General features: G+C 59.4%; 15 protein-coding genes. 10 read left to right on the forward strand and 5 right to left on the reverse strand.

From position 1 onward, the window contains the following. Positions 1-89 precede the first annotated feature (89 nt). On the reverse strand, positions 90-2861 hold the full coding sequence (gene secA, locus J7447_RS23300; protein ID WP_062491312.1) for a preprotein translocase subunit SecA: 2772 nt from the start codon (positions 2859-2861) through the stop codon (positions 90-92). A 269-nt stretch (positions 2862-3130) separates the two neighbouring features. Between secA and J7447_RS23305 the strand changes: the two genes are divergently transcribed. The 4 genes from J7447_RS23305 (at position 3131) to J7447_RS23320 (ending at position 6254) form a co-directional block, all read left to right on the forward strand. Next, entirely contained in the window at positions 3131-4015 is an 885-nt protein-coding gene (locus J7447_RS23305) for a peptidylprolyl isomerase (protein WP_051990069.1), read from the forward strand. A 255-nt stretch (positions 4016-4270) separates the two neighbouring features. Continuing rightward, entirely contained in the window at positions 4271-5512 is a 1242-nt protein-coding gene (argJ, locus tag J7447_RS23310) for a bifunctional glutamate N-acetyltransferase/amino-acid acetyltransferase ArgJ (protein WP_075284199.1), read from the forward strand. Positions 5513-5597: 85 nt separating this feature from the next. After that, the gene (gene mutT / locus J7447_RS23315) at positions 5598-5999 is read left to right on the forward strand and encodes an 8-oxo-dGTP diphosphatase MutT (RefSeq protein WP_152505399.1); all 402 of its coding nucleotides are present in this window, start codon (positions 5598-5600) and stop codon (positions 5997-5999) included. Positions 6000-6026: 27 nt separating this feature from the next. Then, on the forward strand, positions 6027-6254 hold the full coding sequence (locus J7447_RS23320; protein WP_152505400.1) for a Flp family type IVb pilin: 228 nt from the start codon (positions 6027-6029) through the stop codon (positions 6252-6254). 19 nt (positions 6255-6273) lie between these two features. Here the strand turns inward: J7447_RS23320 and J7447_RS23325 are convergent, their stop codons facing one another. Beyond that, positions 6274-7104, reverse strand: a complete 831-nt coding sequence (locus J7447_RS23325) for a methyltransferase domain-containing protein (RefSeq protein WP_209171110.1) — start codon at positions 7102-7104, stop codon at positions 6274-6276. Between the two features lie 295 nt (positions 7105-7399). On the opposite strand from J7447_RS23325, the gene J7447_RS23330 reads away from it, so the two are divergent. The 5 genes from J7447_RS23330 (at position 7400) to J7447_RS23350 (ending at position 10712) form a co-directional block, all read left to right on the forward strand. Continuing rightward, the gene (locus tag J7447_RS23330) at positions 7400-8161 is read left to right on the forward strand and encodes a ComF family protein (RefSeq protein ID WP_209171087.1); all 762 of its coding nucleotides are present in this window, start codon (positions 7400-7402) and stop codon (positions 8159-8161) included. Positions 8162-8275: 114 nt separating this feature from the next. Continuing rightward, positions 8276-8533 carry a glutaredoxin 3 gene (gene grxC / locus J7447_RS23335; protein WP_006932400.1) on the forward strand — a complete coding sequence of 86 codons (258 nt, stop codon included), beginning with the start codon at positions 8276-8278 and terminating at the stop codon, positions 8531-8533. A 47-nt stretch (positions 8534-8580) separates the two neighbouring features. Continuing rightward, positions 8581-9435, forward strand: coding sequence for a carbon-nitrogen hydrolase family protein (locus tag J7447_RS23340; protein ID WP_209171088.1), 855 nt, complete (start codon positions 8581-8583; stop codon positions 9433-9435). Then, complete coding sequence (locus J7447_RS23345) at positions 9432-9959, forward strand: DUF1178 family protein (protein ID WP_023002983.1); 528 nt, start codon at positions 9432-9434, stop codon at positions 9957-9959. Before J7447_RS23340 ends, J7447_RS23345 begins: the two co-directional genes overlap by 4 nt. A 381-nt stretch (positions 9960-10340) precedes the next feature. Continuing rightward, positions 10341-10712 (forward strand): response regulator, encoded by a 372-nt coding sequence (locus J7447_RS23350; RefSeq protein ID WP_075284198.1) that lies wholly within the window; start codon positions 10341-10343, stop codon positions 10710-10712. A 204-nt stretch (positions 10713-10916) separates the two neighbouring features. Here J7447_RS23350 and J7447_RS23355 read toward each other — a convergent pair whose 3' ends face one another. The 3 genes from J7447_RS23355 to ubiG form a co-directional block, all read right to left on the reverse strand. Next, the gene (locus J7447_RS23355) at positions 10917-11462 is read right to left on the reverse strand and encodes a hypothetical protein (protein ID WP_023002985.1); all 546 of its coding nucleotides are present in this window, start codon (positions 11460-11462) and stop codon (positions 10917-10919) included. Between the two features lie 230 nt (positions 11463-11692). After that, a complete protein-coding gene (locus J7447_RS23360) occupies positions 11693-12388 on the reverse strand; it encodes an alpha/beta hydrolase (protein WP_075284189.1) in 696 nt (231 codons plus the stop codon). Beyond that, positions 12388-13149, reverse strand: a complete 762-nt coding sequence (ubiG, locus tag J7447_RS23365) for a bifunctional 2-polyprenyl-6-hydroxyphenol methylase/3-demethylubiquinol 3-O-methyltransferase UbiG (RefSeq protein WP_209171089.1) — start codon at positions 13147-13149, stop codon at positions 12388-12390. The genes J7447_RS23360 and ubiG overlap by 1 nt, the downstream gene beginning before the upstream one ends. 193 nt (positions 13150-13342) lie before the next feature. Between ubiG and J7447_RS23370 the strand changes: the two genes are divergently transcribed. Beyond that, positions 13343-14593 (forward strand): aspartate kinase, encoded by a 1251-nt coding sequence (locus J7447_RS23370; RefSeq protein WP_055659596.1) that lies wholly within the window; start codon positions 13343-13345, stop codon positions 14591-14593. Positions 14594-14615 lie beyond the last annotated feature (22 nt).

Genomic DNA, 14615 nt, shown 5'->3' on the forward strand with positions numbered 1-14615 from the left:
AAGTCGGCGGCAACCTGCCGGAATTTCACGAAAAAGGCCAGCCCTTTGACGAGGCTGGCCTTCTTGATGGTCAATTGTTCCGACTGCCGTCAGACAAGCACGCCGTGGCAGTGCTTGAACTTCTTGCCGGAGCCGCAAGGGCAGGCCTCGTTGCGGCCGACCTTGCCCCAGGTCGCAGGGTCTTCCGGGTCACGCTGTGCCGGAGGTACCGGAAGCTGGGCGTCCGCCATGGCCATCTCGTCTTCCCCGGTCAAGGGATTGATGTGATGAGCATGCATTTCCGGTTCGGCCGGCATCTGCGGTGCCTGTTCCGTTACCAGTTCGACCCGCATCAGCTGCGCGGTGGTCATCTGGCGCAGTTGGGTCAGCATGGATTCAAACAGCGTGAACGCTTCGGTCTTGTATTCCTGCAGCGGATCGCGCTGGGCGTAACCACGGAACCCGACGACAGACCGCAGGTGATCGAGATTGGCCAGGTGCTCGCGCCACAGGTTGTCGAGCGTCTGCAGCAGCACGGCCTTTTCGACCTGACGCATGATGTCCGGGCTGTATTTGGCAACCTTCTGCGCCATGCCGGCGTCGGCCGCCTTGCGCAGGCGGTCCTTGACCTCTTCGTCGGCAATGCCTTCCTCAGCCGCCCAATCCTTGATCGGCAGATCCAGGTTCAGATACTTGCGGACTTCTTCCTGAAGGCCCTCGGTATCCCACTGCTCCGGATAGGCGCGCTCGGGAATGTGCGCGGACACAAGATCGTCGATCACGTCGTGACGCATGTCGGAAACCGCGTCCTGGATCGCTTCGCTGTCCATCAGCTCGATACGCTGATCGAAGACCACCTTGCGCTGGTCGTTCATCACGTCATCGAATTTCAGCAGGTTCTTACGGATGTCGAAGTTGCGTGCCTCGACCTTCTGCTGAGCTTTTTCAAGTGCCTTGTTGATCCACGGGTGGATGATGGCTTCGCCTTCTTCCAGTCCGAGTTTCTGCAGCATGGAATCCATGCGCTCGGACCCGAAGATGCGCATCAGGTCATCCTGCAGGGACAGGAAAAACTTGGAATGGCCCGGGTCGCCCTGGCGGCCGGAACGGCCACGAAGCTGGTTGTCGATGCGGCGGCTCTCGTGACGCTCGGTGCCGATGACATAAAGACCGCCGGCCGCAAGCGCCTTCTGCTTCATGTCCTCGACTTCGGCGCGGATCTGCGCTTCCCTGGCGCTGCGCTCTTCACCTTCCGGCATGTCGCCCAGTTCCATGGCGATCTGCATGTCGGCGTTGCCGCCGAGCTGAATGTCCGTACCGCGGCCGGCCATGTTGGTGGCAATGGTCACGGCGCCCGGCAGACCAGCCTGGGCAACGATGAAAGCTTCCTGCTCGTGGTAGCGCGCGTTGAGAACCGCGAAGACCTTGGTCTTGCCGCCTTCGTTCTTCTGCGCGGCGGCAAAGGCAGCCGGATCGCTGAGATCGATCTGCTTGTAGCCATGCTTCTTGAGCATCTCGGCAAGATATTCGGACTTCTCGATCGACGTGGTGCCGACCAGGATCGGCTGGGCGCGCTGCTTGCAGTCGTCGATCAGCTTGACGATGGCCTGGAATTTTTCCTGAACGGTCCGGTAGACCTCGTCGTCGTCATCGATACGTTTCACGGAAACGTTGGTCGGAATCTCGACCACTTCCAGCTTGTAGATGTCGGCGAATTCGTCGGCTTCGGTGGACGCGGTACCGGTCATGCCGGCCAGCTTGCCGTACATGCGGAAGTAGTTCTGGAACGTGATGGAGGCCAGCGTCTGGTTTTCCGGCTGGATGCGCACTTTCTCGCGGGCTTCCAGGGCCTGGTGCAGGCCTTCGGAGAAACGGCGGCCCGGCATCATGCGGCCGGTGAACTCGTCGATGATGACCACTTCGTCGTTGCGGACGATGTAATCCTTGTCGCGCTGGAACAGCTTGTGCGCCTTCAGCGCCTGCTGCAGATGGTGCACGATGGCGACGTTCTCGACGTCATAGAGCGAATCGCCTTTCAGCAGGCCGGCTTCGCCGAGCAGCTTTTCCAGCTTCTCGTTACCGGCTTCGGTGAAGGTGGTCGAACGCTGTTTTTCGTCGAGCTCGTAATCTTCTTCAGTCAGGTGCGGAATGAAGGCGTCGACCGAATTGTAGAACTCGGAGCGATCTTCCAGCGGACCGGAAATGATCAGAGGCGTACGGGCTTCGTCGATCAGGATCGAATCCACTTCATCGACGATGGCATAGGCATGTCCGCGCTGAACCATGGACTGGCGGTCATGCTTCATGTTGTCGCGGAGATAATCGAAGCCGAATTCGTTGTTCGTGCCGTAGGTGACGTCAGCGGCGTAGGCTGCCCGGCGTTCTTCGTCGCTCAGCCCGTGGGTGATACAGCCGACGCTGAGGCCGAGGAATTTGTAGACCTGACCCATCCAGTCGCTGTCGCGCTGTGCCAGGTAGTCGTTGACGGTAACGACGTGAACGCCGTTTCCGGTCAAGGCGTTGAGATAGACCGGGGCGGTTGCCACAAGTGTCTTGCCCTCACCGGTGCGCATTTCTGCGATCTGTCCGGAATTGAGGACCATGCCGCCGATGAGCTGCACGTCGTAGTGTCGCTGACCGAGTGCCCTGCGAGCGGCTTCGCGGACGGTGGCGAACGCGGGAACCAAGAGGTCATCGACGCTTGCGCCGTTTTTCAGCTGGTTTCGGAACTCGTCGGTCTTGGCTCTGAGAGCGTCGTCCGAAAGAGCCTGGATCTCAGACTCCAGGGCGTTGATCTGTTCGACCTTTGCCCGAAATGTCTTCACCTTCCGGTCGTTCGCCGAACCGAAAATCTTACGTGCTAAAGCGCCAAGGCCAGCCATGTGGCGGTCCTTCCCTACCGGGCGGCGCCAACTGGCAAAGAGGCGCCTGCCCATGAAATCGTCTCAATTGCTGTCCACGTTGCCGCCTGGCGCAGAGCGCTGGCCGGCATTCGCGGCCGAAAAGATGCCTTCCCGGCGCTACGGCCAGGACGCCCGACAGATAAGAGGGGGCTGAATGCTTGTCAACGCCGCAGGAATGCGCAATGTAGCCACGCCCCTGCAAGACAGGGGAAAGAAAGATTACTGTTCCGATACGTAAAGGACTACTCATGTTCCGAATTTCGATGCGCAGGCCGGCTCAGGCGCTTGCCGTTTCTCTCCTGGCGCTGTCGCTCGGATCCACCGTTCTGTCCGCTGCAGAACCGGACGATGTGGTCGCGAAAGTTGGCGACACGGAAATCACCGAAGCCGATCTCGCCTTTGCTGCGCAGGACCTGGGCAAGGAATTGCAGCGGTTCCCGCCGGCACAGTGGCGCAAGCTTCTTCTGGACGTCATGGTCGACATGGAACTGATGGCGCATGCCGCTCGTGAAGATGGCCTGGACAAGGATCCGGACTTCGAGCGCCAGCTCGACTTCCTGAAACTACGTGCCTTGCGGAATGCTTACCTTGCCCAGAAAATCGACGGTGCCGTAACCGACGAAGAGGTGCAAGCTGCATACGACAAGGAATTCGCCGACTTCGAAGGTCCGGAAGAAATCAACGCCCGTCACATCCTGGTGAAGGAAAAGGCTGAAGCTGAAGCCCTTATTGCCGAACTGGACGGTGGCGCGGACTTCGCTGAACTGGCTCGCGAAAAATCTACTGGTCCGTCCGGTCCCAATGGGGGCAGCCTGGGGTACTTCGTCAAGGGTCAGATGGTTCCGCCGTTCGAGGCCGCGGCTTTTGCGCTGGAACCGGGCACCTACACCAAGGAGCCTGTCGAAACCCAGTTCGGCTGGCACGTGATCAAGCTTGAAGACAAGCGTCGTCAGGAAAAGCCGGCGTTCGAGGAAGTCGCAAATGGTCTGCGCCAGCAGCTGATGCGCGAGCGCTATGACGCCCGCATGGCCGAGCTGAAGGATCAGGTTGCAGTCGAAATCCTCGATGAAGCCCTGGCCAAGTCCGAAGAAGAAGGTGCTGCTGCCGAAGACGGTGCGGCCAAGACCGAATAAGGCAAACGCTGCCTGAAACCAGAAAGCCCGGCAGTCAGACTGCCGGGCTTTTTTGCAGCCCTTGTGCACCACGCCCGAAAAGGCTTGAAAAGGCTTGCCTTTGTCCCATGCTTGCGGCAAGAGCATCCAGTGTTCAGGCGAGCGCTGACAAGGTGCTCGCACGCATTTGAATGGATCAATGTCCGGACGGTCAAACGATCTCGATTGAGCGCCCGTTGATCCGGAACTTTGTATCATCTGACCGGGACCGCCTTGATGTCGACCACCGTATCTCCCCTTGCACCCAAGTCCTATCCCGAGATGCCGGAGATCGAGGGTGTTCAGTTCGCGACCGCCTCTGCCGGGATCAAGTACAAGGGCCGGACCGACGTCCTGCTGGCAACGGTTGCCGAGGGAACGGCCGTCGCAGGGGTCTTCACCCGTTCCAAGTGTTCTTCCGCGCCGGTTGACTGGTGCAAGGCTCGGGTCGGTGGCGGCAAGGCCCGCGCGCTCCTGGTCAATTCCGGCAATGCCAATGCCTTTACCGGCAAGAAGGGCAAGGCAGCTGTTGAACTGTCTGCCGAAATCGTCTCCAGGGAGCTTGGCTGCAGCGAAGGTGAAATCTTCCTGGCATCAACCGGCGTGATCGGCGAACCGCTTCCGGCGGACAAGTTTTCCGGTGTCATCGGAGAATTGAAGGCCAACCAGGGCAGCGCGAGCTGGCTGGATGCCGCCAAGGCGATCATGACCACTGACACCTATCCGAAGGTCTCCACTGCAAGCGTTGAACTGGATGGTGTTACCGTGACGATCAACGGCATTGCCAAGGGCGCAGGGATGATTGCGCCGGACATGGCCACCATGCTGTCGTTCATCTATACCGACGCTCCGATCGCTCCGTCTGTTCTCCAGGCTCTGCTCAGCGGGGAAGTCGACGGCAGCTTTAACGCGGTGACCGTCGACAGCGATACGTCCACCTCCGATACGGTTCTTCTGTTCGCAACCGGTGCAGCCGGCAAAAAGGGCGTGGAGAGCGTTGCCTCGCTCGATGATCCGCGCGTCGATGTGCTGAGGGCCGCTCTTGGCGACGTCATGCTGGACCTTTCCCATCAGATCGTCCGCGACGGTGAAGGCGCACGCAAATTCGTGGAAGTGCGGGTTGAAGGTGCCGAAAGCGATGGGTCCGCAAAGCGGATCGCGCTGTCGATTGCCAATTCGCCGCTGGTCAAGACGGCAATCGCCGGCGAAGACGCCAACTGGGGCCGCGTCGTCATGGCCGTCGGCAAGGCTGGTGAGCCGGCCGACCGCGACAAGCTGGCCATCTGGTTCGGCGATGTGCGGGTGGCCGTGGAAGGTGAGCGCGATCCAGACTACAGCGAAGCGGCGGCTTCTGCCGTCATGGAGCAGGAAGACATTGTCATCCGGGTCGATCTCGGTCTTGGCAGTGGCCAGGCGGCGGTCTGGACCTGTGATCTCACCAAGGAATATGTCGCCATTAATGGCGACTACCGGAGCTGAGTATCCCTAGCAGTTCTGACGGTACTGCCCGCAAACGTGCTTAACCGCGCGTTAATTCAGCGTTTCAGGATTGGACAATCTGCCAATGACCAAGATCGTGCTCGTCGCCGCTTGCGCCCTTGTGGATGCGGATGGCCGCATTCTTCTGGCGCAACGGCCCGAAGGCAAATCCATGGCCGGACTGTGGGAATTCCCCGGCGGCAAGGTCGAGCAAGGTGAGCGTCCCGAGGAGTCGCTGATACGCGAGCTGGAGGAAGAGCTCGGCATTGAAGTTAACGAAGCGTGTCTGGCGCCACTTACTTTTGCCAGCCACTCTTACGAAGATTTTCACCTACTTATGCCATTGTTCATTTGCCGCAGGTGGAATGGAACTCCACTCGGCAAGGAAGGCCAGGCGTTGAAATGGGTGCGGGCTGTCAGGCTGAGGGATTATCCGATGCCTGCCGCTGATGAACCTCTGATACCCCATCTCCTGGATGCAGTTTAAGTCAGCTTTCTTGGCGCCGGGGGCCTCATGCAGTTTAGATTTGAATCTGACGCGAACCGCATAGCGACCGTTGCTCGTATAGTCCGAAAACTTGATCGCGATGAACGTGGTGCGACCGTAATCGAATATGGTCTGATTGTCGGATTGATCGGCGTTGTCGTTCTGGTTTCTATGACTGCAATAGGTTCAGCCATGCGCAACGATATTTTCGGTGCGATAACGACTGCCCTTCAAGGAGCGCTCGGTTCCAGCTGATCCGGGCCGTCGGCTACCTCTAGTCGCCTATTTTCCGTTCCTGAACGCCAAGCGCGTCTGCGAGCCGTGTCTTGGCCGAGCCGGGGCGCAATGGTTTCTGCTGGCTTTCATGCGGCGCCCAGCCCGACAGGGTTACCAGTGAAAATGTCGCCCGGATCCTGCCGTCCGCATCGGCGTGGTTCTGCGCATAAAGTTCGGCCGCACGCAGCAGTACCTGTCGAGACAGCGGCTTTCTGCTGCGGTCTTTCAACACGGATGTTGCACCCATGGCCCTGAGATCCGCCAACAGTGCGAACATCGTGTCGTAGCGCACCGTCAGAGTGTCCAAATCGGTGACCGGCAGCGCAAATCCTGCCCTTTGAAGCAGGCTGCCGAGGTCGCGCGTGTCGGCAAACGGCAACACCCTTGCAGCTGCACCGCCTTTTACTTCCAGCTCAGCCCGCGTGAGGCTGTCGCGCAGTTCGCTCAAGGTGCCGGCTCCGGGCAAGGTTGCCAGAAAAAGGCCGTCCGGTTTCAAGGCACGGCGGAGCTGTACCAGTGTTCCCGGCAGGTCGTTGACGAATTGGAAGTTGAGAGCGGAGACGATCAGATCCACCGACTGGTCGCCAAAGGGGATCAGGGCGTCATCGAAGACAAGGTCGGGTGCAGCAAGGCTCGGGTCGGCAGCAAACAGATCTGCGCGCAACACGAAGTCAGCCTTGCCGGACTGCCGGATTGCTTCGCTCACGTGAGCGCAGTGCCCACCGAGATCGACAGCAACCGGAAACCGCCGATTGACCAGCAGCAGGCGGTCCTGCAGGTCTTCGCTGACGGCTTTCAGCAGAAAGTCCGCGCCCGGTTTGGCAGCCATCAGCGCCCGCAGGCGGCAGGTGCGGAAGAAGGAGCGGTCGAAGAGATCTGGTTGTGCGGTCACGGCAATCCCGGTTTTCGTCGAACTTATCGCGGTCACATATGGTATCCGCCCGCCAAGGTCAAAGGCGCAAGGGTCGCGCCAGGCGGCTTGCGGAGCAGGCTTCCTGAAAGTTCAGGCCGGTTCCTGCTTGTTTGGGCTGGCCAGATTTGTGTTTTCAGTGCCAAGGTATTCCTCAGTTTGAAGGATTATTCCTGTCGGGTGCCATTGGGGAGCGGTTTTGCGAAGCCTTGCGATGAACATTGCCGGCCTGCCGGAAGTCGCGGCGCGATTTGCGCTCGATTTCGTGCTGCCGCAGCGCTGCTTAAGCTGCGATGCGCGGGTGTCCGAGCAGACGGGATTGTGCGCGGAATGCTGGTCCCGGATGCCGTTCCTGGAGCGGCCCTGGTGTCAGCGGCTCGGTATTCCTTTCTCCTATGATGTCGGCGACGGTGCCTGGAGCCCGCAGGCGATCGCCTCACCGCCTGTCTTCGACAGGTTGCGGGCGGTGGCCTTTTATGATGGTCCTGCCCGGCAGATGGTGCATGCACTGAAGTTTTCCGGGCGGCGGGAACTTGCCCGTCCGATGGCACGCTGGATGGCGCGTTCCGGCAGCGAACTTCTGAGCAGCGACAGCCTGCTGGTGCCGGTGCCGCTACACTGGATGCGACTGCTGCAGCGCCGGTTCAACCAGGCGGCAGATCTGGCGAAGGAAGTTGCCCGCGAATGCGGTGGTCAGTTCGAACCGCAGGTCCTCAGGCGGCAAAAGCGTACACGCCGGCAAGTTGGCCTGTCAGCCAAGGACCGCCACAAGAATGTCCGCTCGGCTTTCAAGGTCGATGGTGGCCGGGCCGATCTGGTTCAGGGGCGTCACGTTGTGTTGATCGATGATGTGCTGACGACCGGCTCAACGGTGTCGGCCTGCTGTAAATGCCTGCTTTCTTCAGGGGCAGCTTCCGTCGACGTGCTCACATTCGCGCAAGTCGACCCTGCTTTGCGCTCGGGCAACACGACCTGATCCCGACAGGCTTCCTCTTGAGTTTTCGCCGCGCGCTCGCATATAACGCCCGGATTTGGTGTGCGGCGGTGCGGGAAAAAGCGTGCAGCTGCCAAAAAGCAAGGAAAAAACCTGATGGCTGAAGTGGTGATCTATACGCGCCAGCTCTGCGGCTTCTGCACGGCGGCCAAGCGGCTGCTGGACAAGAAAGGCGTCGCCTACACGGAACACGATGCCACGTTCGATCCAGGCCTGCGCAAGGAAATGGTGCAGAAGGCCAATGGTCATTCAACCTTCCCGCAGGTCTTCGTCGGCAAAACCCATGTGGGCGGCTGCGACGATCTTCACGATCTGGAACGTGCGGGTAAACTGGACGCACTGCTCGCGTCCTGATTTACTGAACGAACAACCTTACCTACCAGGACGGAGACAGCGGTCGGATGACCTCATTCACGGCAGCATGCATTCAGCTGCGCAGCGGCAAGACGATTTCGGACAACGCCGATGCTGCGGAAAGCCTGATCCGGGCAGCGGCAAAGGATGGCGCGCAATTCGTTCAAACGCCTGAAATGTCCAATGTTCTGGTACGCAGCCGCGAAGAACTGCTGGAGCGGATTTCCGATGCCGAAGACGACCTGTTCCTGAAAAGAGCGCGTGCGCTTGCAGCCGAGCTGGGCATCTATCTGCATCTGGGGTCTCTGGCCGTGCTTGCCGGCAACGGCAAGGTCGCCAACCGTGCCTTTCTGATCGGGCCTGACGGCAAGATCCTTGCGACCTACGACAAGATCCACATGTTCGACGTGGACCTGCCAAATGGCGAAAGCTGGCGCGAGTCCGCAACCTATGAACCTGGAACACAGACGGTCATCGCGGATCTGCCCTTTGCCAAGGTCGGCATGGCTGTCTGTTACGATATAAGATTTCCGGCGATTTTCCGGACCCAGGCTCGTCAGGGTGCACAGGTTCTGACGGGGCCGGCAGCCTTTACCCGCCAGACCGGGCAGGCGCATTGGCACGTACTACAGCGCTCCCGTGCCATTGAAAACGGTGCCTACGTGATTTCGGCTGCACAGGGCGGCACGCATGAAGACGGGCGTGAAACCTATGGTCACAGCCTGATTATCGACCCCTGGGGTGCCGTGATCGCCGAGATAGACAATGATGATCCCGGCTACGCTCTCGCCGAGATCGACACCCAGAAGGTTGCCGATGCGCGGGCGCGCATCCCTGCGATCGCCAACGAGCGGGATTTCGTCTGCTGTCACGCGGATGGTCTGAAGGAGATTTCGGCGTGATCAAATACACGCTCGTTTGCGACAGTGCACATTCCTTCGAAGGCTGGTTCCGCAATTCCGATGATTTCGACGCGCAGTGTGCGCGAAAACTGGTTGTCTGCCCGATCTGCGGAGCAACCAGCGTTCAGAAAGGTTTGATGGCGCCTGCAGTTTCAACCGCACGCAAGCGGGAGGCGCTTGTCGGTGCCGCGCAGGCGGAAATGCAGTCGGTGGCCGCAGCCGCTGCCAACAAGGCCGATGCGCCGACGGCAGCTGCCTCGACCGAAATGCGGCCGTCCGCCCTGTTGCCGCAGGATGTGCAGCAGAAGGAAATCCTCGAAGCTCTTCGACTGGTGCGTGCGCGTATCGTCGAAAGTTCGGAAAACGTCGGTCAGAATTTTGCGGCGGAAGCCCGCAAGATCCACTATGGCGAAGCTGAAGAACGCAGCATCTATGGCGAGACAACGCCCAAGGATGTCGAGGCATTGCTTGACGAGGGCATTCAGGTGTTCGCACTTCCTGAACTGCCTGACGACAAGAACTGAGTTCAGGCGGCCTTCAGCGTGAAGTTCGGAGCGTACCCAGGAAAGGGGCGGGAGCTTCGCGCCCGGGTTGCCGGCCTCTGCAATTTCCCTGCTATTGCGATTTCTCAGCCGTTTCACTGGAAGTTTAGGTTGCCGGGAAAGAGGCGTTTCTCTTTCGGTAGTCTCAGATGAAGATAACGTAAAAGAAGATATATTGCGTTTATGTAGTGGGATTGTTCCAAGAAATTTCTTACGTAGTGTTAATCATTGTTAATTATTTTGGATATTTAAAATTTACATCGACTTGGGAACTTTTTCGGGTTGTCGGTGTTGAATATTGAAACAAACATTTATAATCATGATGCTGTGCCGAGGTTCCCGATGTCGATGACTGAGATGAACATGCCCGATACGATACGTGTAATGGTGGCGGAAGATGAGCCGCTGATCGCCTGGATGCTGGAAGATATCCTGTCTGGCATGGGCTTGCAGGTTGTCGGGCCATTCGCGACCGTTGCCGAGGCACGTTCCTGCGTGTCTTCCGAGCCGCCAGAGTTGGCACTTCTGGATGTCGATCTGGCCGATGGCGTTGTCTATCCGCTGGCCGACACGCTGCATGCTCAGCAAGTGCCGATCATCTTTCATACCGGTAATACGGACAAGGTGGACCTGAAGAATCGCTACGGAGGGGCTGAAGTCATTCCGAAGCCGTCCAACCCCAAGCGTTTGCAGATTGCCGTGGAAACGGCCCGGACGCTGCTCAAACGGGCGTAAGCGGGCCCTTCAGAGCGCGCTTTGCTGATCGGTTTGGGACGCAGGCGTCTTCCTGGCTTCCGAATTGTGCAGTTTCGCCGCGGCTTCACCGGGTGCCGGTGGAGCCAGGCGACTGGAATTTTCCGTGACAACCAAAACGAAAACCTGCTTCAGCCCGGGCGGATGAAGCAGGTTAAACGGTGTAGGGCCGGTCAGGCGAGGATGTCAGGGTTTCGCTGAAGCCGGCTTGCGCCGCGCCTGCGCCGGTTTCAGCGCAGCCTTGGTTTCTTCCAGGCTTTCTTCTGCAGCCTTGCTCATCTCGTTGACGCTTTCCATCGCCGTTTCATTGAGCTCTTCAACCACGGCAGCGCTTTCTGAAAAGCTGTCGCGGAAGAGGGCAGCCTGCTTTTCGAAATGGTCCTGATACTCGCTCGCCATTCTGGAATAGAAATCCTGCAGGGTTGCCATGGTTTCTTCCGGCGCGGCGCACTGGCTGAGGGACTTGGCGCATTCCATGTCCTGGTGCAGCCGGTGGCTGACGAAATTCATGTGGTCATCAAACGCCTTTTCGGCATGGGACCACATGGTCTTGCCCACTTTCTGGAAACTTGCGATGGCCTTGGCTTCAATGCGGTCTTCGCGCTCGGCAAACGCCCAGTTGGAAAAGGCAGGCATTGGCCATTCGGTTGGTGCCGGCCATTCCGGCAGCTTGGGCCATTCGGCCATCATGGCGCTGAAGTCGAAGGCACCTGTATTGCTTTTCGTCGGCATGAAAGATCCTCCGGTTGTTCGTGTGACGTCCTGCGGCTGGCCATGGCGTTCTTCGCCGGCTTGCCGTCCCCGGACCTGCGCATTCTGTCATTGCCAGCGCAGGGCCCCGCTCCAAAGGTGACGTAACTGTACCTTTGCATCAAGGCCAAGCTTTGACACGGATCAAATCGGATACCGATTCTTACGTAAAAGGCATTTGTGCCGCAGGTTTGTGCAGCCGATTTGCGGGGTTAAGGGCGATTGAGAAAATCGCGCAGTGTCGCCGTTACCTTTTCAGGTGCTTCGAGAGGCGACAGGTGGCCGCTGCCTTGGATCACCGCCAATTCGCTTTGGGGAATGTGGTCGTGGATTTCCTGCGAGATTTCAACCGGTGTGAGCCGGTCGCCATCACCGACCAGCACAAGCGTGGGGCATGCGATTTCGCCGAGACGGGGGCGGGAATCGATGCGGTTGATAAGCGCGGTCTGCTGGCGGATAAAGGCCTCGGGCCCGGTTTCCTGCGCCATCTCGACGACGATTGCCTTCAGCTCTTCGTCTTCCTCGCGCTTTTCATGAACGAACCCGGGGTAAAGGAGGTGGGGAACCTTGGAAAAGCCCTTCTTGCGGGTCAGGTCGATGAGGAACTGCCGGCGCTCCGACTGGTCGGGCGTATCCGGCCGGGAGTTGGTGTCCAGAAGGGCAAGCTTGCCGACCCGCTCCGGCGCTTCGCGCATGATTTCCATGGCGACATAGCCGCCCATGGACAGAGCGATAAGGGAAAACCGCTCCGGTGCTTTTTCCAGGATGCTGGCGGCGATCGCCTTGATGCTGTCGTGTTCGCGGTGGTTTGCCACCATGATCGGTCGGTCGGCAAAGGCAACTATCTGCGGGGCGTAGAGCGCTTCAGTGCACAGAAGGCCCGGTACGAACAGGATCGGATCGCTCATCAGCTGTCTTTCGCCCGTTTCGCCAGCAGCATGTAGTTCACGTCCATGTCGCGCGATCTGGCCCAGGTGTCTGTCAGCGGATTGTAGGTGACGCCGCAACGGTCGATCATGGTGAGCCCGGCGGTCTGAAGCGGGCCTTCGATTTCGGAAGGGCGGACCAGCTTTTCGTAGGAATGTGTGCCCTTCGGCAACCAGCGCAGGACGTATTCGGCGCCGACGATGGCAAGTGCATAGGCTTTCAGCGTGCGATTGATGGTCGCGACGAACATCAGCCCACCCGGACGGACCATTTGCGCGGTGGCCTCCAGGAACAGAGGTACGTCGGCGACGTGCTCGACCACTTCCATGTTGAACACAACGTCGAAGGTCTCCCCCGCCGCTGCCAATGCTTCCGCTGTTTCTGCCCTGTAGTCGATTTCGAGGCCGGAGGTCTTCATGTGAAGGCGGGCGATCTCGATGTTGGTTTCGGACGGGTCCGCGCCGACCATATCGGCACCGAGACGTGCCATCGGTTCGCTCAACAGGCCGCCGCCACAGCCGATATCGAGGCAGCGCAGCCCCTTGAACGCGTCCGTGGTCTTTGGGTCGCGGTCGAAATGCCGGCAGACATGTTCCTTGATGTAACTCAGCCGCACCGGGCTGAACTTGTGCAAGGGCTTGAACTTGCCCGTAGGGTCCCACCACTCTTCTGCCATGGCGGAAAAGCGCGCGACTTCCTCGCTGTCGATCGTGCTTCTGGTTTCCTGAGCCCTGCCAGTCATCGGACGGTCCTTTCAAGAGCGTGAAGCGGTTTGGCGCTTCGCCTGGTCATTCAACGGTTCGAAGTCGTTCCAAGGTCTGAGACTATTTGTCAAGACACCCAGTTGCAGCAAAGGAACGCAGCCTGTATGCATGTGCGCCGATCCCAGAGGCGCAACAGCGCTTCCAGACACGACTATAAAGAATACGAGTGGTATGGCCCGACTGGTTTTAAAATTTGGCGGGACTTCGGTTGCCGATCTCGATCGCATCCGTAACGTCGCCCGCCATGTCAAACGGGAAGTGGACGCCGGCCATCAGGTCGCGGTGGTAGTTTCGGCCATGGCCGGACAGACCAACAAGCTGGTGGAGTTTTGCCGTGAGGCATCACCGCTCCACGATGCCCGCGAATATGATGCCGTGGTTGCTTCCGGCGAGCAGGTGACGTCCGGTCTCCTGGCCATCGTGCTGCAGGACATGGGCGTCAACGCCCGGTCGTGGCAAGGCTGGCAGGTGCCGATCAAGACCGACGAGAACCACGGTGCGGCCCGCATCCGCGACATCGAGGGCAGCTTCCTGAGCGAGCGTCTCGAGCAGGGCCAGGTGGCCGTGCTCGCGGGCTTCCAGGGTGTGGCGCCGGACAACCGGATCGCGACCCTGGGTCGCGGCGGGTCCGACACCAGCGCCGTTGCCATCGCCGCTGCCATCAAGGCCGACCGCTGTGATATCTATACCGATGTCGACGGCGTCTACACCACCGATCCGCGCATCGTGCCCAAGGCGCAGCGTCTTGACCGGGTGTCTTTCGAGGAAATGCTCGAAATGGCCTCGCTCGGCGCCAAGGTACTCCAGGTGCGCTCCGTGGAAATGGCCATGGTCCATGGCGTCAGAACATTCGTGCGCTCCAGCTTTGACGATCCGGATGCGCCCCAGGTCGGCGAGAACGGCCTTCCGATTGGAACTCTTATTTGCGACGAGGATGAACTCGTGGAACAGCAGGTTGTCACCGGCATTGCCTATGCCAAGGACGAAGCCCAGATCTCACTTCGTGACGTTGCCGACAAGCCGGGTGTCGCCGAATCCGTGTTCGGTCCGCTGGCGGATGCCAACATCAACGTCGACATGATCGTCCAGAACATCTCGCCGGATGGCAAGACCACCGACATCACCTTCACGGTTCCCGAAGGCGACTTCGAACGCGCCAACAAGGTGCTGGAAGACAATCGCGGCGTCATCGGTTTCCAGAACCTTGAAGGTGCCCGTGACGTGGTGAAAGTCTCCGTCATTGGCATCGGCATGCGCTCGCATGCAGGCATCGCGGCCCAGTGTTTCCGCGGCCTCGCGTCCAAGGGTATCAACATCCGGGCCATCACCACATCCGAGATCAAGATCTCTGTGCTTATTGATTCAGCATATGCAGAACTTGCGGTGCGGACTCTGCATTCGCTATACGGGTTGGACGGATAGTTCATCCGGGAGGCAGGCCCTT

The sequence above is a fragment of the Labrenzia sp. R5_0 genome (genome assembly GCF_017743835.1).
Classification (GTDB): Bacteria; Pseudomonadota; Alphaproteobacteria; order Rhizobiales; family Stappiaceae; genus Roseibium; species Roseibium algicola.

Excerpts from the sequence above, each read along its gene's own strand:
- J7447_RS23370 (WP_055659596.1), top strand. The coding sequence starts at position 13,343 with ATGGCCCGACTGGTTTTAAAATTTGGCGGGACTTCGGTTGCCGATCTC.
- J7447_RS23330 (WP_209171087.1), top strand. The coding sequence starts at position 7,400 with ATGAACATTGCCGGCCTGCCGGAAGTCGCGGCGCGATTTGCGCTCGAT.
- J7447_RS23350 (WP_075284198.1), top strand. The coding sequence starts at position 10,341 with ATGCCCGATACGATACGTGTAATGGTGGCGGAAGATGAGCCGCTGATC.
- J7447_RS23355 (WP_023002985.1), bottom strand. The coding sequence starts at position 11,462 with ATGCCGACGAAAAGCAATACAGGTGCCTTCGACTTCAGCGCCATGATG.
- J7447_RS23320 (WP_152505400.1), top strand. The coding sequence starts at position 6,027 with ATGCAGTTTAGATTTGAATCTGACGCGAACCGCATAGCGACCGTTGCT.
- argJ (WP_075284199.1), top strand. The coding sequence starts at position 4,271 with ATGTCGACCACCGTATCTCCCCTTGCACCCAAGTCCTATCCCGAGATG.
- grxC (WP_006932400.1), top strand. The coding sequence starts at position 8,276 with ATGGCTGAAGTGGTGATCTATACGCGCCAGCTCTGCGGCTTCTGCACG.
- J7447_RS23340 (WP_209171088.1), top strand. The coding sequence starts at position 8,581 with ATGACCTCATTCACGGCAGCATGCATTCAGCTGCGCAGCGGCAAGACG.
- J7447_RS23305 (WP_051990069.1), top strand. The coding sequence starts at position 3,131 with ATGTTCCGAATTTCGATGCGCAGGCCGGCTCAGGCGCTTGCCGTTTCT.
- J7447_RS23360 (WP_075284189.1), bottom strand. The coding sequence starts at position 12,388 with ATGAGCGATCCGATCCTGTTCGTACCGGGCCTTCTGTGCACTGAAGCG.
- secA (WP_062491312.1), bottom strand. The coding sequence starts at position 2,861 with ATGGCTGGCCTTGGCGCTTTAGCACGTAAGATTTTCGGTTCGGCGAAC.
- ubiG (WP_209171089.1), bottom strand. The coding sequence starts at position 13,149 with ATGACTGGCAGGGCTCAGGAAACCAGAAGCACGATCGACAGCGAGGAA.
- mutT (WP_152505399.1), top strand. The coding sequence starts at position 5,598 with ATGACCAAGATCGTGCTCGTCGCCGCTTGCGCCCTTGTGGATGCGGAT.
- J7447_RS23325 (WP_209171110.1), bottom strand. The coding sequence starts at position 7,104 with ATGGCTGCCAAACCGGGCGCGGACTTTCTGCTGAAAGCCGTCAGCGAA.